Raw genomic sequence first — 16,989 nt, 5'->3', positions numbered from 1 at the left:
ATGAAAATCTATCGTCCGTTATGGACTGACGGGGCCTTTCTGGCCCCGCAACAGTTTCAGCAACAGGCCCGCTGGGATGCCTATATGGCAGACGGCGTGGCCCATATGGCGCTGGCGAATCCGTGGGGCGTCATTGATGCCGCCTTTGACAACGGGTCGTTGGCGCTTTCGCGTCTCAATGCCCTGCGTCTGATTGTCCGTTTTCAGGACGGTACGCAGATTGATACTGAACTGGCTGATAACCTGCCGCCCGCCTGTGACCTGTCCACAGTCACTGACCGTGAAAGCGTGGATATCGTGCTGGCACTGCCACTGTTATCCGCCAACGGCGGCAATCTCGACGATGGTCAGGACAGTGAGCGCCCGCGCCGCTGGCAGCAGCAATGGCACACGGTGCAGGAGCTGGCCGGGCATGAGCGTACAGAACTGGCAGTGATGCACCACGCCATCACCCTGCGGTTTGCCCATCAGGAAAACGCGGCATATCTGACCTGTCCGGTGGTGCGTCTGATACGCAGCGCCCAGGGCCAGTGGATGCAGGATGCGAACTTCATTCCGCCAATGCTTTCACTTGCCGCCAGCCCGTTGGTACTGAGTGAACTCGGCGATCTGCTGCACCGTCTGCAGGCCCGCCGTCGTCGCCTGATGGCTATGCGCCGGGAAAGCAACGAGCGCATGGCGGATTTTGCCGTCGCCGATGTGTCGCTGTTCTGGCTACTCAATGCGTTAAACAGCATTGAGCCGGTACTGACAGAGCTGATTCAGGCCCCATCGCGCCATCCGGAGCTTTTCTACCGCGAGCTGGTCCGTCTGGCGGGCAGCCTGCTGACCTTCTCACTTGAGCATAAAGCGGAGGATATCCCGCTGTATCAGCATGACGCACCGGAACGGGTCTTCCCGCCGCTGTTTACCTTGCTGGATAAACTGCTCGAAGCGAGCCTGCCGTCACGCATGGTGGCGATTGACCTCAAACAGGATGGTCAGTTCTGGACCGGCTCGCTGCACGATGCTCGCCTGCGTGAAGGGGCGGACTTCTATCTCTCGGTTCGTTCGTCATTGCCGAATCACTTACTGCAGACCCAGTTCCCGCTGCTGTGCAAGGCGGGCAGCTTCGAGGCGGTTTCCGATGTGGTGAACGTCGCGCTCAGTGGTGTTGCGATGAAACCGCTGTCTCACGTGCCAGCGGCTATACCACTACGCCTTGAGAACCAGTACTTCGCCCTCGATCTGAACAGTCCGGATGCGAAGGCAATGCTGGAGGCGGGTAACTGTGCCTTCTATACGCCGGGCACGTTGGGTGAGGTGAAACTCGAACTGTTTGCGGTGCTGCGCTCATGAGCAAAATAAATCCTTCACTGATTGATGAAATCTTTTATCCCTGCTGGCTGATGGTCAGCCAGTTGCGTAATGGTCAGGAAATTACCGACGGGGAGGCGCTGTATCGCCAGGCCTGTGGCTGGATGGACCGCGCGCGTGAAGCATTAACGCGGGCCGGATTCAGTGAGGCGAGCTGCGATCACATGCTTTACACCCAGTGTGCGCTGCTGGATGAAAGCGTGATGAACCGCCAGAAGCCTGATAGCGGCTACAGTAAATGGCTCAAAGACCCACTGCAGGCGCGTTACTTCAACACGCTAAACGCTGGCGAGGAGTTGTGGGAGCGTATTCGTACCGTGTTGCAGGAGCCTGCACCGGATACTGCGGTGCTGACCTGTTTTTACCGGGCGCTGACGCTGGGCTTTGTCGGTCGTTATCGCGAACAGGGGGATGAGCGTCGCGAAGATGTGGTTCGCAAGCTTAATCAACTGGTTCCTCCGTTCACCCAGACCCTGGAGACACCGGTGGTTTCGCGTTCTTCACGGCTGCGCGCCGGGCGTAAAACGTACTGGTTTTCCTGGGTGCTGGGTGCTGCCATCCTGGTTGCGCTGTGGTTTTTGCTATCGACCATGCTTGCAAATATGGTGTCACACCTGACAGGGACGCACTGACGGATGCGCGGAATTACACAGTTAATACTGCTGCTCCTTGGGGCTTTCCTGGCGCTGTGGCTGATTATCGGCTTCTGGCCGTTGGGCACAGCCAGCCGTGTGACGCTCAGCATCATGGTGCTGCTGGTTTGCGGAGCGGTGGGGTATTTTCACTGGCGTCGTGACAGTCGCAACAAAATCGCCCATGCGCACATTGCGGATGCGAACCTGCCGCCGGAGGACTTTCAGGGTGCTGTGGTGCTGGTCTGTGGCGACAGTGCACCATTGTTTTCCGGTGGCACGCCGTTCCGTGAAACCCGTCAGGGCTGGTATCTGCCCGTTGCGTTGCCGGAGCAGCTTCCACTGCTGGCACAGCATCTGGCCGCTGAACGCCCGGCACTGGTGGCACAGATTTCCGTGCTGCTGGCGGTCATCCCGGAACAGCATCAGGACAAGGACGATTTCACCCAGAAACTGCGCGCCTGGCATCGCGCCATCGTGCAGTGCAAAAGCGGGCTGTCGGGTATTCCTCCGGTCTGGATAAGCACCTGGCTTTCACCGCCGCGGCAATCCGATGCGCAGGTTGAGCGCTGGTATACGGTCACGCCAGGCCTTACGGGCATCCAGGTGCGTGAAACCGGCGCGGGCGTGATGCCGCTGACGGAATGGGGTCGCGAACTGAATGCCGGCACCGATCTCGAGCGGCTGAGCAGTGTGTTCTGGATGGAGAGCCTGCTGACCTGGTGTGATACCCACATTCGCGAGGTCATCAGCAAGCGGCAGGGCGATTTACCGGCTCTGACGCCGTGCGTCTGGGGGAGTTGTTTTACTCCCGTCACGGGCAGTCGCGATAACCTTTGGCAGGCCCATGTCGCGGGTATCACTACGCTGCAACCAACCCTTATTCGTACCCAGGAATGTCTGCCGTTACCGGATGTGTTGCTGCCGTATCTGCCCCGTCGTCGTGGTGTATCGCGTCTGATGCAAACCTGGCAACTGGCAGGACTGATATGTGGTCTGTTCTTGCTGTTTGCCATGCTGGCGTCGTTCATCAATAACCAACGCCTGATTCAAAGCGTGGGTGACCACCTCGCACTCTATAACCGTCTGACGGGCACACCTCCGGCGCCTAAAGTCCAGGCGCAACAACAACTGCGCAGTGATGCAGATTTACTGGACGGCTGGCTACGTAGCGGCGCGCCGATGCGCCTGTCGCTCGGCTTGTATCAGGGGATGCGTCTGATTGCACCGCTGCAAAGTGCCATCAACAGCTGGTCGCCACCCCCTCCGCCACCCCCGGTCATCAAAAAAATTATCCAGGGACCGAAAACCATCCGTCTGGACAGCCTGTCGCTGTTCGATACGGGCAAATATCTGCTGAAAAACGGCTCCACCAAGGTGTTGATTAATGCGCTGGTCGGCATTAAGGCCAAACCCGGCTGGTTGATTGTGGTGGCAGGGCATACCGACGATACGGGTGACGATAAATCCAATCAGATTCTGTCGCTCAAACGTGCGGAATCGGTGCGGGACTGGATGCGCGATACGGGTGATGTGCCGGAAAGCTGCTTTGCCGTACAGGGCTATGGCGAAAGCCGCCCATTGAAATCCAATGACACGGAAGTGGGCCGCGCGGCCAACCGTCGTGTCGAAATCAGTCTGGTACCGCAGGCAAATGCTTGTCTGCTACCAGGCGCAAAAATGGCCTCACCGGATCCAACGGAAGATGGTGATGCCCCAACTGAAGAAATGGAGAACTAACCATGGCAATTCCTGTTTATCTGTGGCTGAAAGACGACGGCGGTGCGGACATTAAAGGTTCTGTAGACGTTAAAGACCGCGAAGGCAGCATCGAAGTGGTGGCGCAGGAGCACAACCTTTATATCCCGACTGACAACAACACCGGCAAGCTGACAGGCACCCGTATTCATACGCCGTTCCTGTTTACCAAGGAAATCGACTCCTCCAGCCCGTATCTGTACAAAGCGGTGACCACCGGCCAGACCCTGAAATCCGCTGAATTCAAGTGGTACAAAATCAACGACGCGGGCCAGGAGGTTGAATATTTCAACACCAAACTGGAAAACGTGAAGCTGGTGAAAGTGGCACCAGAAATGTACGACATCAAAGATCCGGCGAAAGAGAAACACAACCACCTTGAGCGCATTGAACTGCGCTACGAAAAAATCACCTGGACTTACAAAGACGGCAACATCATTCATTCCGATTCATGGAACGAACGTACCACTGCCTAAGTTACTCGTCATATTCCGCGCTGTAGCGGCGTTGGCTGCAGCACGGGCTATTTAGGGTAAAGGTTTGATGCGGACAGGACTGTCTGTCCGCAGTTTTTGTTTTCTGAGTCGTTTAAAAAATCAGACGGCTGAGCAAACAAAATCCCTTACAGCCTTCCGACCTTATGCGCTTTGGTATACAGCGATGGGCGGTAGCGTGTCTGAAACTCTGAATACGAGGGCTCTAAATAATTCGGTCTGCAGGAAGGCGGCAAGTTTGTAAATCCCCAGGAGCTTACTTTAGTAAGTGACTGGGGTGAGCAAATGCAGCCAACGCACCTGCAGGCCGAAGTATGACGAGCGTTAAAAAGGAACAACGTCTATGGAACACCAGTCCGCTGTACTACTTCGTCGTCTTAACCCGTACTGCGCAAAAGCGCTGGAAGCCGCTGCCACGCTGTGTCAGACCCGTGCCCACGCTGAAATCACCATCGAGCACTGGCTGTTAAAACTCCTTGAACTGGGTGAGGGCGACATCACCGTACTGGCGCGTCGCTACGAATGGGACATGGACAGTTTGTGGCAAAGCCTGCTGGAGCACCTCGATGCGCTCCCACGTTCCGTGTCGACTCGTCCGCAACTGGCGACAGACCTTGAAGCGCTGATGAAAGGCGCGTGGCTGGCGGCGTCTTTGCAGGATGACAACCAGACCATCCGTAGCGTGCACCTGCTCGAAGCGCTGATTGCCAAACCGAAACTGCTGCGCTGCGAAGGGTTATGGCCACTGTTCTCCTTAAGCGAAACGCAGATTAACCGCCTGAAACCGCTGCTGGATGCACAGTCCGATGAACGTCCGGAGCTGCAACAGCAGGAAAGCCTGAGCCAGTCGCCTTCCACGCTGAGTGAATCGCCACGCGAGGCCAGTGTTTCCGGCAATACCTTAAGCGAAGCGCTACAGGCCGCACTCGACAAATTCACCCTCGACGTCACCGCCAAAGCGAAAGCGGGCAGCATTGACCCGGTATTCGGTCGCGACAATGAAATCCGCCAGATGGTGGATATTCTCTCCCGTCGGCGCAAAAACAACCCCATTCTGGTCGGCGAGCCGGGCGTCGGCAAAACCGCGCTGGTCGAAGGTCTGGCACTGCGTATTGCCGAAGGTAACGTGCCGGATAGTCTGAAAACCGTCAGCCTGCGCACTCTCGACCTGGGCCTGTTGCAGGCGGGTGCGGGCGTGAAGGGCGAGTTTGAACAGCGCCTGAAAAACGTCATTGATGCGGTGCAGAACTCCCCGACGCCGGTTTTACTGTTTATCGACGAAGCACACACCATCATCGGTGCAGGCAACCAGGCGGGCGGTGCGGATGCCGCTAACCTGCTCAAACCCGCGCTGGCCCGTGGCGAACTGCGCACCATCGCGGCCACCACGTGGAGCGAATACAAACAGTACTTCGAGCGCGATGCCGCGCTTGAACGCCGCTTCCAGATTGTGAAAGTCGACGAACCGGACGACGAAATGGCCTGTCTGATGCTGCGCGGCCTGAAATCCCGCTACGCCCAGCACCACGGCGTACACATCACCGATGAAGCGGTGAAAGCGGCGGTCAGCCTGTCACGCCGCTACATCACCGGCCGCCAGTTGCCGGACAAAGCGGTCGATCTGCTCGACACTGCCTCTGCTCGCGTGCGCATGAGCCTCGACACCCTGCCGGAAGCGCTAACACAGCTGAAAGCACAAATCAGTGCGCTGGAAATGGAAGAACAGGCGTTGCTGGAAGATATCGCACTCGGGAGCAAAACCCACGGCGAACGTATTGAGCAGATTGAACAACAGTGCGCCACACTGGAAGAACAGCTCGCCGCCCTGGAAACTCAGTACCACGCCGAAAAAGCGCTGACGCAACAACTGTTGGACGTGCGTCAGGACATCAGTCGCCAGGAAGAAATCAACAGCCTGCAACAGCAACTCAGCGACCTGCAACACAGCAACCCGCTGCTCTCGCTCGATGTGGACGTGCGCACCGTCGCCAACGTGATTGCAGACTGGACCGGCGTGCCGCTGACCAGCCTGCTGAAAGACGAACAAACCGATTTATTGATGCTGGAAAACCATCTTGCCACCCGCGTCGTGGGCCAGGACCACGCGCTTGTCGACATGGCCCAGCGTCTGCGCGCTGCCAAAACGGGCCTCACGTCAGAGAACGGCCCGCTGGGTGTGTTCCTGCTGGTTGGTCCGAGCGGCGTGGGTAAAACTGAAACCGCGCTGGCACTGGCCGACAGCCTGTTCGGTGGAGAAAAATCCCTCATCACCATTAACCTGTCCGAATACCAGGAAGCGCATACCGTTTCCCAGCTCAAGGGTTCCCCTCCGGGCTACGTCGGTTACGGCCAGGGCGGCATTCTGACCGAAGCGGTACGTAAACGCCCGTACAGCGTTGTGCTGCTTGATGAAGTGGAAAAAGCCCACCGCGACGTGATTAATCTGTTCTACCAGGTGTTCGACCGTGGTTTTATGCGTGACGGTGAAGGGCGTGAAATCGACTTCCGTAACACCGTCATTCTGATGACCGCTAACCTCGGCTCCGACCACATTATGCAGATGCTGGATGAGCAACCGGAAGCGACCGACGGGGATTTACAGGAACTGCTGCGCCCGATTTTGCGTGACCACTTCCAGCCCGCGCTGCTGGCCCGCTTCCAGACGCTGATTTACCGCCCGCTGAACGCCACCGCGCTGCGCACCATCGTTGAGATGAAACTCACCCAGGTGGCGAAGCGCCTGAACCGCCATTACGGTCTGCAGACCACTATCGAAGAGAGTCTCTACGACACGCTGGTTGCCGCCTGCCTGCTGCCGGACACCGGCGCGCGCAACATCGACAGCCTGCTTAACCAGCAGATTTTGCCAGTGCTGAGCCAGCAGTTGTTGCAACGTAAAGCCGGGCAGCAAAAGACGACCTCACTGGCGCTGGGCTGGGATGAAGAGGACGGGATTGTGTTGGAGTTTGACGCCGAGATGTAGTGGTTTAACGCCAGCGGCTGCGTATGACTTCAAATGCAGCCTGCTATATCCGTTCATTGAATCAGAACCTGGAAAGTGACATCGATGGATACAGTTGAAGAGCTTAACGGCACCTATTTTTTTAATGGCTTAAATAATCTGACCGCATATGAGTTGCTGTTTTGGATTCTGGTGGATGAAACAGAAAAGCAATTGGGCATCAAGGATATTATTGGTGTCGCTTCATTGATCCTTGGTAATAATAGTATTCATATTCCGGGCAAGCCCCTGACGGCAACACCTGGCACATCGCATGCATCACTTTTTTTCCGCAAACATCTCAGTTATAAATTTAAGAAACGTATTCTGCCAACGCTGACAAAAAAGTCTTTTTCATTACGCGGCGTTAAAGTGTTCTGGGTTAATAATTTGGGGGCGTTTGCCGGCCGGGCGGTTCCTGTTTTAGGCTGGGTTATACTGGCCTATGACGTCAGCATGATAAGTTTCAATACTGTCAGCAGATACAACACTATTGCCCGGCCGGAGGATAAATTCTGATGCATGCAACGATCGAAGATAACGTCAGGATTTTTATCAAAAATGAGCTACCGCTGGTAACCAGCCTGCTGATGAAAAAAATTGATATCGACGATAACGCGCCTTTACAGGATCTATATGAGGCCGATGATGTTGCAGAAATGGCCGAAAAGTTTTTTACCTTTTTTAAGGTTAATTCGGCTGGATTCTCTCTCAGCAGTTATTATCCCTGGAAGGTTAAATCCATCTTTTCACGCAAAGCTGTCAATCAACATAAAATACCATTAACCATTGAAATGTTTATTGCGTCGGCAAAGGCCGGGCACTGGTTATATAGCTAAATCGAGAACATTCATTCCCTTCTCAATAAACCTGACTGTCATTAGCTGGCTATGGTGTGTGCACAACCATGGAGAGCCGGTTATTACCACGGAGTAACATTCATGAGTCTTCCTGATACGTTGCAAAATACATTGTCAGCCATTACGGGAAACACCCTTAATCGCTACCGTCTGGATATTCCTTCTTGCTCGTCCCTTCTTGATGTCGAGGATTTTGCGGGTACGGAAACAATGAGTGAACTGTATTGTTACACCATTCATTTTACCAGCCCGGATAAGGACATTGATGCCAGCCAGTTGTTGCGTAAATCGGCCAGCCTGACAATGGGTACGGGTTTGTTGCAGAGTCTGAAAGAACAAAAAGTGGTTCACGGAGTGGTGACAAATTTTGAGCGGATTAGTAGCTCAAAAGATCAGTCTCTGTATCAGATAACGCTGTCACCTTTCCTGGCATTACTGAATAACCAGTTCCGTACTCACCGCTTCTTCGTGAATAAATCTGTGCCAGATGTCGTGAAGCAGATCCTTGATGAGCATGGCCTTAAGGGCTGGGAATATGAGTTTACCCTTAAGCAGACCTATCCGAGACGCGAGCAGATAAACCAGTATCAGGAAAGTGATCTGGCGTTTATTCAGCGCCTGCTTTCCGAGGTGGGGATCTTCTATTTCTTCACCCTGCAACCGGACACCCAGACTGAAGTGGTGCATTTTGGCGATAAACAAAGTGCGTATCAATTCGGCAAAACGCTTCCACTGAACAGCCCATCGGGCATGAGCGACAGCGGCGCTGAATCAGCATGGGGGCTGAATGTGCAGCACAATGTCGTTGAGGCCGCCGTGACCGCCAAAGACTACAACTATCGTGAAGCCCAGAAAGTCCTGCAGTCCGCCAAAGCCGATGTGACCAGTGGTGACGGCGATAGCGTGAACTATGGTGAAGTTTATCACTACAAACCCCGCCACCTGGACACTGGCGCTAAAATCGACCCGGCGGCCGAGACCGGTAACTTTGTGGTCCGTCTGGATCATGAGCGCTTTTTATCGAATCAGACACTTATCGTCGGTTCTGCGAATGATGCAACCCTCAGTCCTGGTCAGGTATTAACGATCACGGAAACGGTCATCGTGCCGACATTACCTGCCGCTCTGAATAATGGTGTGATCATCACTGGAACTTTTTTCAGTGCCAGCCGCAAGAATGCATTAGTGGTGGACTGGATGGCTATCCCCTTCAGCGAAACCCTGTGCTGGCGTCCGGCACTGAAACCACGTCCAAAAGTCAGCGGCACCATGATGGCACGCGTCACCAGCGCGAAAGCCAATGACATCTACGCCTGGCAGGATGCCTCCGGCCTGTATCGCGTGAAATTTGATGCCGACCAGGATGATAAAACGCAGGGCCAGGAAAGCATGCCGGTGCGCCTCGCCAAACCTTACGGGGGTGACGTTTACGGTATCCACTTCCCATTGATTCAGGGCACGGAAGTGGCGATTGCCTTCCACGACGGTGACCCGGACCGCCCGTATATCGCCCATGCGCTGCACGACTCACGTCATGTCGATCATGTGACGGAAAAGAACAACACCCGCAACGTGATACGCACACCTGCGCTGAACAAAATTCGCCTGGAAGATAAGCGTGGCGAAGAGCACATCAAGCTCAGCACCGAGTACGGCGGCAAAACCCAGCTTAATCTTGGGCACAATGTGGATGCCGAAAGGGCGTTGCGTGGGGAAGGGGCGGAGCTGAGGACAGATAAATGGGTTGCGGTTCGTGGGGGAGCGGGCGTGTTTATTACTGCTGATGCGCAGTCATCAGCCAGTGGAATGATGCTGGGGATGAAGGAAGCGATTACTCAACTGGAAAGTGCGCTGAGTATTGCGAAAAGCTTATCTGCAGCGGCTGAAGGTGCTCTGGCATTACCATCCGATACCCAAAGCCAGCAGGCGCTGACCACGGCCCTCAAAGAGCTGGTCCAACCGGGAATGGTTCTGAATGCCCCTCAGGGCGTGAGCATCAGCAGCCCACAAGCCGTTCGTCTGGCATCGGGCAGTGCCAGCGTAGGGATCATGTCGCAGCAAAACACCGACATCAGCGCGATGAAGCGTTTTACCGTTGCCGCCGGAGAAGCCATCAGCATGCTGGCGCGTAAGACGGGCATGAAGTTGTTTGCAGCAAAAGGGAAAGTAGAAATCCAGGCACAGGACGACAACATTGAAGCGCTGGCAAAAAAGGACATCACCGTTACCAGTGTGGAAGGCAAGGTGGAAATTACAGCTGCAACAGAGCTGGTGGTGAATTGCGCAGGGGCATATATAAAACTCAGCGGTGGAAATATAGAGTTAGGCTGCCCGGGTAATATTTTGCTTAAGTCTACAAATGTGCAAAAAATGGGGCCAGCGGATTATGATGTTGAAATGCCTGAATTGCCAAAGGGATACGCTGAGAACTTTATTGCTCGTAGTGAAGATGATGGCGAAATTATGCCCAACGCTTGTTATCGGATAACAACAGGCGAAGGAAAAATTTATGAAGGCAGAACTGATTCGGAAGGAAAAACAATCGATATTTTTACTTCGCTACCCGATGCACTGAAAATAGAGTTACTTTGACTGACCTGTAAAATAGGAGAAAAATATGGCCAGCGGCGAACAGGAAAGTAAGACAGCTCAGGAAATTAAAAGTACTGAAGTAAAGGGTAAACATGCGCCAGAAGTTTATTTCCATCCTGGAAGCGCCACATTGCTTTGTGTCGATGCCTCTGGTAGCAAAGTACTGGAACAAGAGCATGACTTAATGGCCAGTTTACTGGAGAAATTAAAGCAAGCCCAAAAAACCTTAGATGATGTAAATTTCGAAGCTCTAAGCCAGGCTGGGCGTCAACCAGAAAGAAAAGGGCAAGATAAAATTCAAAAAGCGTATGATGACCTGAATAAAGCGAATAAAGCACTACGTAATGAATTAATGTCTTTAACTAAAAATCCACCAGAGGGTGAGCTTCTGGATGATAAAATGAAAGACACAGCCATTGGAATAATGGAGCTCATACCTCTTAAAAAAAACTCAGTTACCGGGTTTAAAAGTACTTATGTTCGTTCAGACAAAATAAGTAGCCACTGGCGGAGATATCAGCTAAGCGAAGTGGATAAAAAAAGTGGTGAAGCCAGTTTTATTAAATATGAAAACAAAAGTATTACCACGCAGGATGCAGAGGGTAATAATGTCACGCGAACAGTTCGCAAAGCCAAAATAGATACTCAAGTACTGAAAGAACAGTTAAAAGAAACAGAAAAAAAAGTAAAGCTTGAGTTAATTGAAGACAGTAACGTCATTTTGACGAACTGGGCAACAGAGATGAATAAATCTCTCTCCTGGCCGAAAGACGGTGGGAAAGGGGATGAGTCGGTCTACGATCAATATGTTGATATCGGTGCGCAGGCTCAGCTAATGCGTTATAGCCAGGGAGCGGGTCTGGAAGGCGAATTTAATCCGCTAAAGGGTAAAGTTAAAGGAAAAATCGAGGGGCATGCCAGCTTTGCGCTAGGCGAGGCAAAGGCAGAGGCCTCGTTGTACCTACCCGATCGTCTTGGCATCAGTTTATTGTTCCCCGGCAAAGTGACACCAGAAACTCCGGACGGTATCTGTAATATGGGTGCTTTGCGGTTTGCAATTAAAACAGTCCTGTCCGGAAGTGTGGGGGCAAGCCTTGGTATTGAACTTGGCGTGGAAATGGACTGGAGTGGTGAAATGGGGAAAGGGTATGGTATTCGTGGGCGTTCAACTACATTGCCACCACCTCCACCGCCGGGGCAACGACGGGTTAATCTGGTGAATCCCAAAATTCCGGAAGCGCAGGCTGGGGGAGAGATTGGGGCATTCGTTGGTATACAAGCCGGGGGAAACATCAGTGGTGCTATAGAATGGTTTGACCCTCACCCTGATGACACCAGTTCTATAGAAGCGAAAAACATAAAGCATGACGACAAGAGTGCCATTGTCCCTAAAGAGAAAAAATTCGCTGAAATAGCAAAACTGGAAATGGGTGTCACTGTCCAGGCTGGTGCCGGGGGAAGTGGAGTCTTTTATGTAACCTATATTCAGGGGCGTTTTCGTATCTATTGCAAAGCCGCATTTTGTTGGGGGGTTGGCGCAAAAGGCAGCGTAGGTTTTGAAGTGGACGGCGGAACTTTCGCAGCGTTCATGAAAAGCTTTATGTATATGCTTAGGAATGTTGATTATCAAAAATTAGAACAGATGATGGAAGGTGATTCATTTAAAACGTTATGCACGATTCCTTTGATAATGGCAGCGCAAGGGATAGAGGCTGCCGCTGTAATGATTGGAGAGGTTGATGATATCATCGGAAGATTAAAACTGGATTTGAAAAATGAGAATAAACGAGTTGCTTTAATGAATAGCATCCGGGACAACCCCAACCAGTTAAAATATTCTCCACCTGAGACAAAAGGTGCAATTATTGCCCAGCTAATGGATATTAGCTGGGTTGATTCAATTGATCCACGCAATCAAAATCTTAACCCATTCACCTTTAACTACTGGAAGCGTGGCCCAATAAAATTACGTAAGCAGGCTATATTTAAGGCACTGAAGTGGGTACAAAGCAAGGCTGATTATGATAATGTTATGCAGCATTTAAGTAAAACTCCAGGGGAAAGAAAAGGAGATAAAACTATTAATGAAAAAATTCTAATAGATTTCTTATCCTACGGAGAGGTGAAGTATTTAACATCAACCAACTACGGCGAAAAACTAGCATGGTTATACGAAAGTTTACCCAATCAGGTCGACCCTGACGCGCCTTTCGTGCCTATCTCTGAACAACTAATGGATGAATATTTGGCGATGATCGATAGTCAGCATTCCAATGATGTAATGGACGATGACAAAACGATAATGGCATAATTATGGTAGACACTATGAAATACAAATTTATTTTTTTATTATCAATTACATCGATTGCTTTAGTTGGTTGTGATAATGACCAATCGACTGAAAACAAGAAACAGGCACAGGAACTTGTTAAGCACTCACTGGACAATATGGTTCTAGTTAAAGGCGGTGAGTTTTTGATGGGGGATTTTGGTCCTCTTGTCGGAGACAAAATACCATTCAGCATTAATAGTGATGATAAAAAATTACATAGAGTGGTTCTGGATGATTTTAAAATCAGCAAATACAAAGTCACTAATAAAGATTTTAATAGCTATATAAAAATAACCAACAAGGAAAAATTACCGCCATCGGCGTGGGGAAAAGATGTATTAGCCGATAATGTGTCAGTTAGTATTCCTTGGGAAATGGCTCATAGTTACTGTTTATGGTTGGGTGTGATGTCTGGTAAAAATGTGAACTTACCTACAGAAGCTCAATGGGAATATGCAGCACGATCCAGAGGAGAGTATTTCCCTTTCGCTACCAACAATGGTAAGTTGGAAAAAGGTGTGAACATCCCTACTTATGAAGAGAAAGAACAAATGACGGGGGGGCTGGGGTTACCTTATTATCCTATTGGGAAATACCCACCCAATCCTTTAGGGTTATATGACATGGGATTGAGCGGAAAAGAATGGATATATGATTGGTATGCTGCAGATTATTATACCTACTCCCCGCAAAAAAATCCTACTGGTCCTCAATCTGGGAAGAAAAAAGTACTTCGAGGTTATGCAGGTGGTGATTATCAATCCGCATTGACTATGTTTCGTCAGTCCTCACTTCCTGTCCCGGTGCTAGATGGAAGCAAGTATGAAGAAGATGGTATTACCCCAAGCTATGTTTTCCGTTGTGTAGTGAATAATTAGTCTGAGAGTGGTTCATGAATAATAAATATATAATCCTCTTTTTGATTTCCCCTCTCTTGCTTGCAGGTTGTGATAACAGCCAGTCGACTGAAAATACGCAACAGTCACAGAAGGTCGTTAAACGTTCACTGGATAATATGGTTCTGGTAAAAGGTGGTGAGTTTTTGATGGGGGACTTTGGTCCTCTGGTTGGAGAGAAAATCCCATTTAGTATTAACAGCGATGATAAGACATTGCATAAAGTTATACTAGATGATTTTATGATGAGTAAATATAAAGTCACTAATGAAGATTATAATAACTATGTTAAATTAGCTGGAGGTGAAAAATTAACTACGAGTGCTCTGTATCGGCAGCATTCTAAATTATTGGATGGGAATATCTCTGTTAATATACCATGGAAGATGGCCAAGGATTATTGCTTATGGCTGGCTAAAGTGTCAGGCGAAAAGATAGATTTACCGACAGAGGCACAGTGGGAATTTGCAGCCCGCTCTCGGGGGAAATATCTTCCTTATGCAACTAACGACGGAACTATTATTAGGGGGGAGAACATCCCTACATATGAAGAAATAGATATTGAGAGCGATGGATTATCTTTACCTATTTATCCGATCGGAAAATACCCACCAAATCCATTAGGGTTGTATGACATGGGATTAAGTGGTGCAGAATGGACTAATGACTGGTATGCAAAAGACTATTACGCCCACTCACCAGTGAAAAACCCCCAGGGCCCTGATACGGGTGAAAAGAAAGTTCGACGTGGCAATATTGGTGGTGATATGCAATATGCTTTAACTATGTTCAGGCAGTCAGCATTGCCTGTTCCCGTTTCAAAGGGTAGAACTTATGAAAAAAATGGTATACCTCCGGGTTATGTCTTTCGCTGTGTAGTGAATAACTGATCTCTAATTGAGTTTTATGGCTGAGTAATAACTGAGTATAATGAGTCAATCAGGAATGACCTTATGAAATATAAGTTTGTTTTATTGTTGTCAGTTGTATCAACTTTTCTACAGGGTTGCGATAATAGCCAGTCAACGGAAAATAAAAAACAAGCACAAGAGTTGGTTAAGCGTTCATTAGACAACATGATCCAGGTCAGTGGTGGTGAGTTTTTAATGGGTGATTTTGGGCCTTTAGTCGGGGAGAAATTGCCTTTCACGGGCAATGACGATGATAAAGATCTTCATAAAGTCGTGCTCAGTGATTTTGCGTTGGGGAAATATAAAGTTACTTATAAAGAGTATGATGAATACTCTGCAATAACTCATTCAAATAAAATAACTCCATTAGAATTTTGGATCAAAGATTACCCTAAACTTCGTAGCCCAGATATGCCCGCCGTGACCACATGGCAGCAAGCCAAAGACTATTGCCAATGGTTAGGAAAACAATCTGGAAAAAAATAGACCTGCCAACAGAGGCACAATGGGAATATGCCGCACGTAATAGGGGCCAGTATATTGTATATGCAACTGATAACGGTAAGTATGAGTCTGGGAGAAATATCGCAAACGGGGAGCAAATCGAAGCTCTTACTGGCATATATACCTTTAGTTATACGATAGGTAAATTTCCACCAACTGTTCTGGGTCTATATGACATGGCAGGTAATGGAGTCGACTGGATGAATGACTGGTACGCTGAAAATTATTATTCCAAATCACCAGAGTTAAACCCTCAAGGACCAGATAAAGGGAATTACAAAGTTATACGCGGGTATCTTGGTGGTGGAGGACCTTTTACCAACCAGACCGTATATCGCCAGTTTGTTAAACCGGATCCAACAGATAAAGAAACTGGAATTGCGCCTATATACAATTTCCGCTGTGTAGTTAACAAATAACGATGTGCAATGGAGTGCAAATGAATAATTTTTTCCGGTTACTTATTCTTGTTTCTATCATTAGCGGCTGCGATCAAAAGCCTTCAGAAAAATCCATTGACCAAAAAGCAGTAGATACTCTGGTGCAACACTCTCTGAACAATATGGTCGACATTCATGGCGGCAATTTTATGATGGGTGATTTTGGGCCTTTAGTGGGGGAGAAATTACCTCTCACCGGCAATGATGATGATAAAGATCTTCATAAGGTCACACTCAGTGATTTTGCGATGGGGAAATATAAAGTTACGTATAAAGAATATGATGAATACACGGAAATTAATGGTTTTGAGAAAATAACACCACTTACACGGTGGGTCACGCGTTACCCGAAAATACGAGCCCCTTATATGCCTGCAGTCGTATCCTGGCAACAAGCAAAAGACTATTGCCAGTGGTTGGGGGAAATGTCAGAGAAAAATATTGATTTACCAACAGAAGCTCAATGGGAGTATGCGGCTAGGAATAGAGGTGAATATGTTATATTCGCAACTGATAATGGTGATTATCAATCAGGAAAAAACTTGGCAAATAGTGACCAAAAAGTTGAGTTGTCAGGTAATTACGCCTTCAACTATACAATTGGAAAGTTTCCTCCTACACCGCTAGGTTTATATGATATGGCAGGAAACGGGGTTGACTGGATGAATGACTGGTATGCGGAAGGTTATTATTCCAAATCTCCTGAAATGAACCCGCCATGCCCTGATTCAGGCCAGTATAAAGTTATCAGAGGATATCTGGGCGGCGGAGGTCCCTTTACCAACCAGACCGTGTATCGCCAGTTTGTTAAACCGGATCCAACAGATAAAGAAACCGGAATTGTTCCTATATATAACTTCCGCTGTGTGAAAATAAATAATATCACCAAAATATAGGTAGTCCAAAATTACCGCTGATACTTACAAAATAAAAAGGTATTTCCATGCCAAAAGGCTTCGTATTACTCGGCGATAAAACCACGCACGGTGGTGCCGTTATTTCTGCTTCTTCCTCGATGATTGTTAATGGCAAAAAAGTCGCTTTAGTTGGCGATAAAGTCAGTTGCCCAATTCCGGGACATGGAACCAATCAAATTATTGAAGGCTCTCCGGAATGGATGTCAGACGGTAAAGCGATTGTTGTGGATGGGTGTAAATGTCAATGCGGCTGTCAGGTTATCTCCAGCGCACCGGATTGTGTCATAGGATAAAAA

Annotated in this window: 13 protein-coding genes and 1 pseudogene; all 14 read left to right on the top strand. The window is 49.7% G+C overall.

Features of this window, described 5'->3' with window-relative positions; genetic code table 11:
- The 14 genes and pseudogenes from tssK (at position 1) to BSPA111_RS02960 (ending at position 16,986) form a co-directional block, all read left to right on the top strand.
- Positions 1-1,338, top strand: coding sequence for a type VI secretion system baseplate subunit TssK (gene tssK, locus BSPA111_RS03025; protein ID WP_183269711.1), 1,338 nt, complete (start codon positions 1-3; stop codon positions 1,336-1,338).
- Entirely contained in the window at positions 1,335-1,988 is a 654-nt protein-coding gene (gene tssL, locus BSPA111_RS03020) for a type VI secretion system protein TssL, short form (RefSeq protein WP_183269710.1), read from the top strand. The genes tssK and tssL overlap by 4 nt, the downstream gene beginning before the upstream one ends.
- Before the next feature lie 3 nt (positions 1,989-1,991).
- A complete protein-coding gene (locus BSPA111_RS03015) occupies positions 1,992-3,728 on the top strand; it encodes an OmpA family protein (RefSeq protein ID WP_183269709.1) in 1,737 nt (578 codons plus the stop codon).
- Positions 3,729-3,730: 2 nt separating this feature from the next.
- A complete protein-coding gene (locus BSPA111_RS03010; protein WP_183269708.1) occupies positions 3,731-4,222 on the top strand; it encodes an Hcp family type VI secretion system effector in 492 nt (163 codons plus the stop codon).
- Positions 4,223-4,583: 361 nt separating this feature from the next.
- Entirely contained in the window at positions 4,584-7,223 is a 2,640-nt protein-coding gene (gene tssH / locus BSPA111_RS03005; protein WP_183269707.1) for a type VI secretion system ATPase TssH, read from the top strand.
- Positions 7,224-7,307: 84 nt separating this feature from the next.
- Positions 7,308-7,760: an STM2901 family protein gene (locus tag BSPA111_RS03000; RefSeq protein ID WP_183269706.1), complete on the top strand. Its 453-nt coding sequence runs from the start codon at positions 7,308-7,310 to the stop codon at positions 7,758-7,760.
- Entirely contained in the window at positions 7,760-8,080 is a 321-nt protein-coding gene (locus tag BSPA111_RS02995) for a DUF1493 family protein (protein ID WP_183269705.1), read from the top strand. The genes BSPA111_RS03000 and BSPA111_RS02995 overlap by 1 nt, the downstream gene beginning before the upstream one ends.
- Before the next feature lie 102 nt (positions 8,081-8,182).
- Complete coding sequence (locus BSPA111_RS02990) at positions 8,183-10,693, top strand: type VI secretion system tip protein VgrG (protein ID WP_183269704.1); 2,511 nt, start codon at positions 8,183-8,185, stop codon at positions 10,691-10,693.
- 25 nt (positions 10,694-10,718) lie between these two features.
- On the top strand, positions 10,719-13,004 hold the full coding sequence (locus tag BSPA111_RS22615; RefSeq protein ID WP_255459224.1) for a hypothetical protein: 2,286 nt from the start codon (positions 10,719-10,721) through the stop codon (positions 13,002-13,004).
- 14 nt (positions 13,005-13,018) lie between these two features.
- Positions 13,019-13,903, top strand: coding sequence for an SUMF1/EgtB/PvdO family nonheme iron enzyme (locus tag BSPA111_RS02980; protein WP_183269703.1), 885 nt, complete (start codon positions 13,019-13,021; stop codon positions 13,901-13,903).
- Positions 13,904-13,917: 14 nt separating this feature from the next.
- Complete coding sequence (locus BSPA111_RS02975; RefSeq protein ID WP_183269702.1) at positions 13,918-14,811, top strand: SUMF1/EgtB/PvdO family nonheme iron enzyme; 894 nt, start codon at positions 13,918-13,920, stop codon at positions 14,809-14,811.
- Positions 14,812-14,874: 63 nt separating this feature from the next.
- Positions 14,875-15,755: pseudogene (locus tag BSPA111_RS02970) on the top strand (formylglycine-generating enzyme family protein).
- A 20-nt stretch (positions 15,756-15,775) separates the two neighbouring features.
- Entirely contained in the window at positions 15,776-16,672 is an 897-nt protein-coding gene (locus BSPA111_RS02965) for an SUMF1/EgtB/PvdO family nonheme iron enzyme (RefSeq protein ID WP_183269701.1), read from the top strand.
- 47 nt (positions 16,673-16,719) lie between these two features.
- Positions 16,720-16,986 (top strand): PAAR domain-containing protein, encoded by a 267-nt coding sequence (locus BSPA111_RS02960; protein ID WP_183269700.1) that lies wholly within the window; start codon positions 16,720-16,722, stop codon positions 16,984-16,986.
- The last annotated feature ends 3 nt before the right edge of the window (positions 16,987-16,989 follow it).

Origin of the sequence: Buttiauxella sp. A111 (assembly GCF_014189855.1) — a bacterium.
GTDB lineage: Bacteria > Pseudomonadota > Gammaproteobacteria > Enterobacterales > Enterobacteriaceae > Buttiauxella > Buttiauxella selenatireducens.
Note: the sequence above shows the minus strand (reverse complement) of the source record. Positions and strands in the feature narration are given on the sequence as shown.

Coding starts and splice junctions, on each gene's coding strand:
- tssH (WP_183269707.1), top strand. CDS start 4,584: ATGGAACACCAGTCCGCTGTACTACTTCGTCGTCTTAACCCGTACTGC.
- BSPA111_RS02960 (WP_183269700.1), top strand. CDS start 16,720: ATGCCAAAAGGCTTCGTATTACTCGGCGATAAAACCACGCACGGTGGT.
- BSPA111_RS03000 (WP_183269706.1), top strand. CDS start 7,308: ATGGATACAGTTGAAGAGCTTAACGGCACCTATTTTTTTAATGGCTTA.
- BSPA111_RS02990 (WP_183269704.1), top strand. CDS start 8,183: ATGAGTCTTCCTGATACGTTGCAAAATACATTGTCAGCCATTACGGGA.
- BSPA111_RS02975 (WP_183269702.1), top strand. CDS start 13,918: ATGAATAATAAATATATAATCCTCTTTTTGATTTCCCCTCTCTTGCTT.
- BSPA111_RS03015 (WP_183269709.1), top strand. CDS start 1,992: ATGCGCGGAATTACACAGTTAATACTGCTGCTCCTTGGGGCTTTCCTG.
- BSPA111_RS22615 (WP_255459224.1), top strand. CDS start 10,719: ATGGCCAGCGGCGAACAGGAAAGTAAGACAGCTCAGGAAATTAAAAGT.
- BSPA111_RS03010 (WP_183269708.1), top strand. CDS start 3,731: ATGGCAATTCCTGTTTATCTGTGGCTGAAAGACGACGGCGGTGCGGAC.
- tssK (WP_183269711.1), top strand. CDS start 1: ATGAAAATCTATCGTCCGTTATGGACTGACGGGGCCTTTCTGGCCCCG.
- tssL (WP_183269710.1), top strand. CDS start 1,335: ATGAGCAAAATAAATCCTTCACTGATTGATGAAATCTTTTATCCCTGC.
- BSPA111_RS02965 (WP_183269701.1), top strand. CDS start 15,776: ATGAATAATTTTTTCCGGTTACTTATTCTTGTTTCTATCATTAGCGGC.
- BSPA111_RS02980 (WP_183269703.1), top strand. CDS start 13,019: ATGAAATACAAATTTATTTTTTTATTATCAATTACATCGATTGCTTTA.
- BSPA111_RS02995 (WP_183269705.1), top strand. CDS start 7,760: ATGCATGCAACGATCGAAGATAACGTCAGGATTTTTATCAAAAATGAG.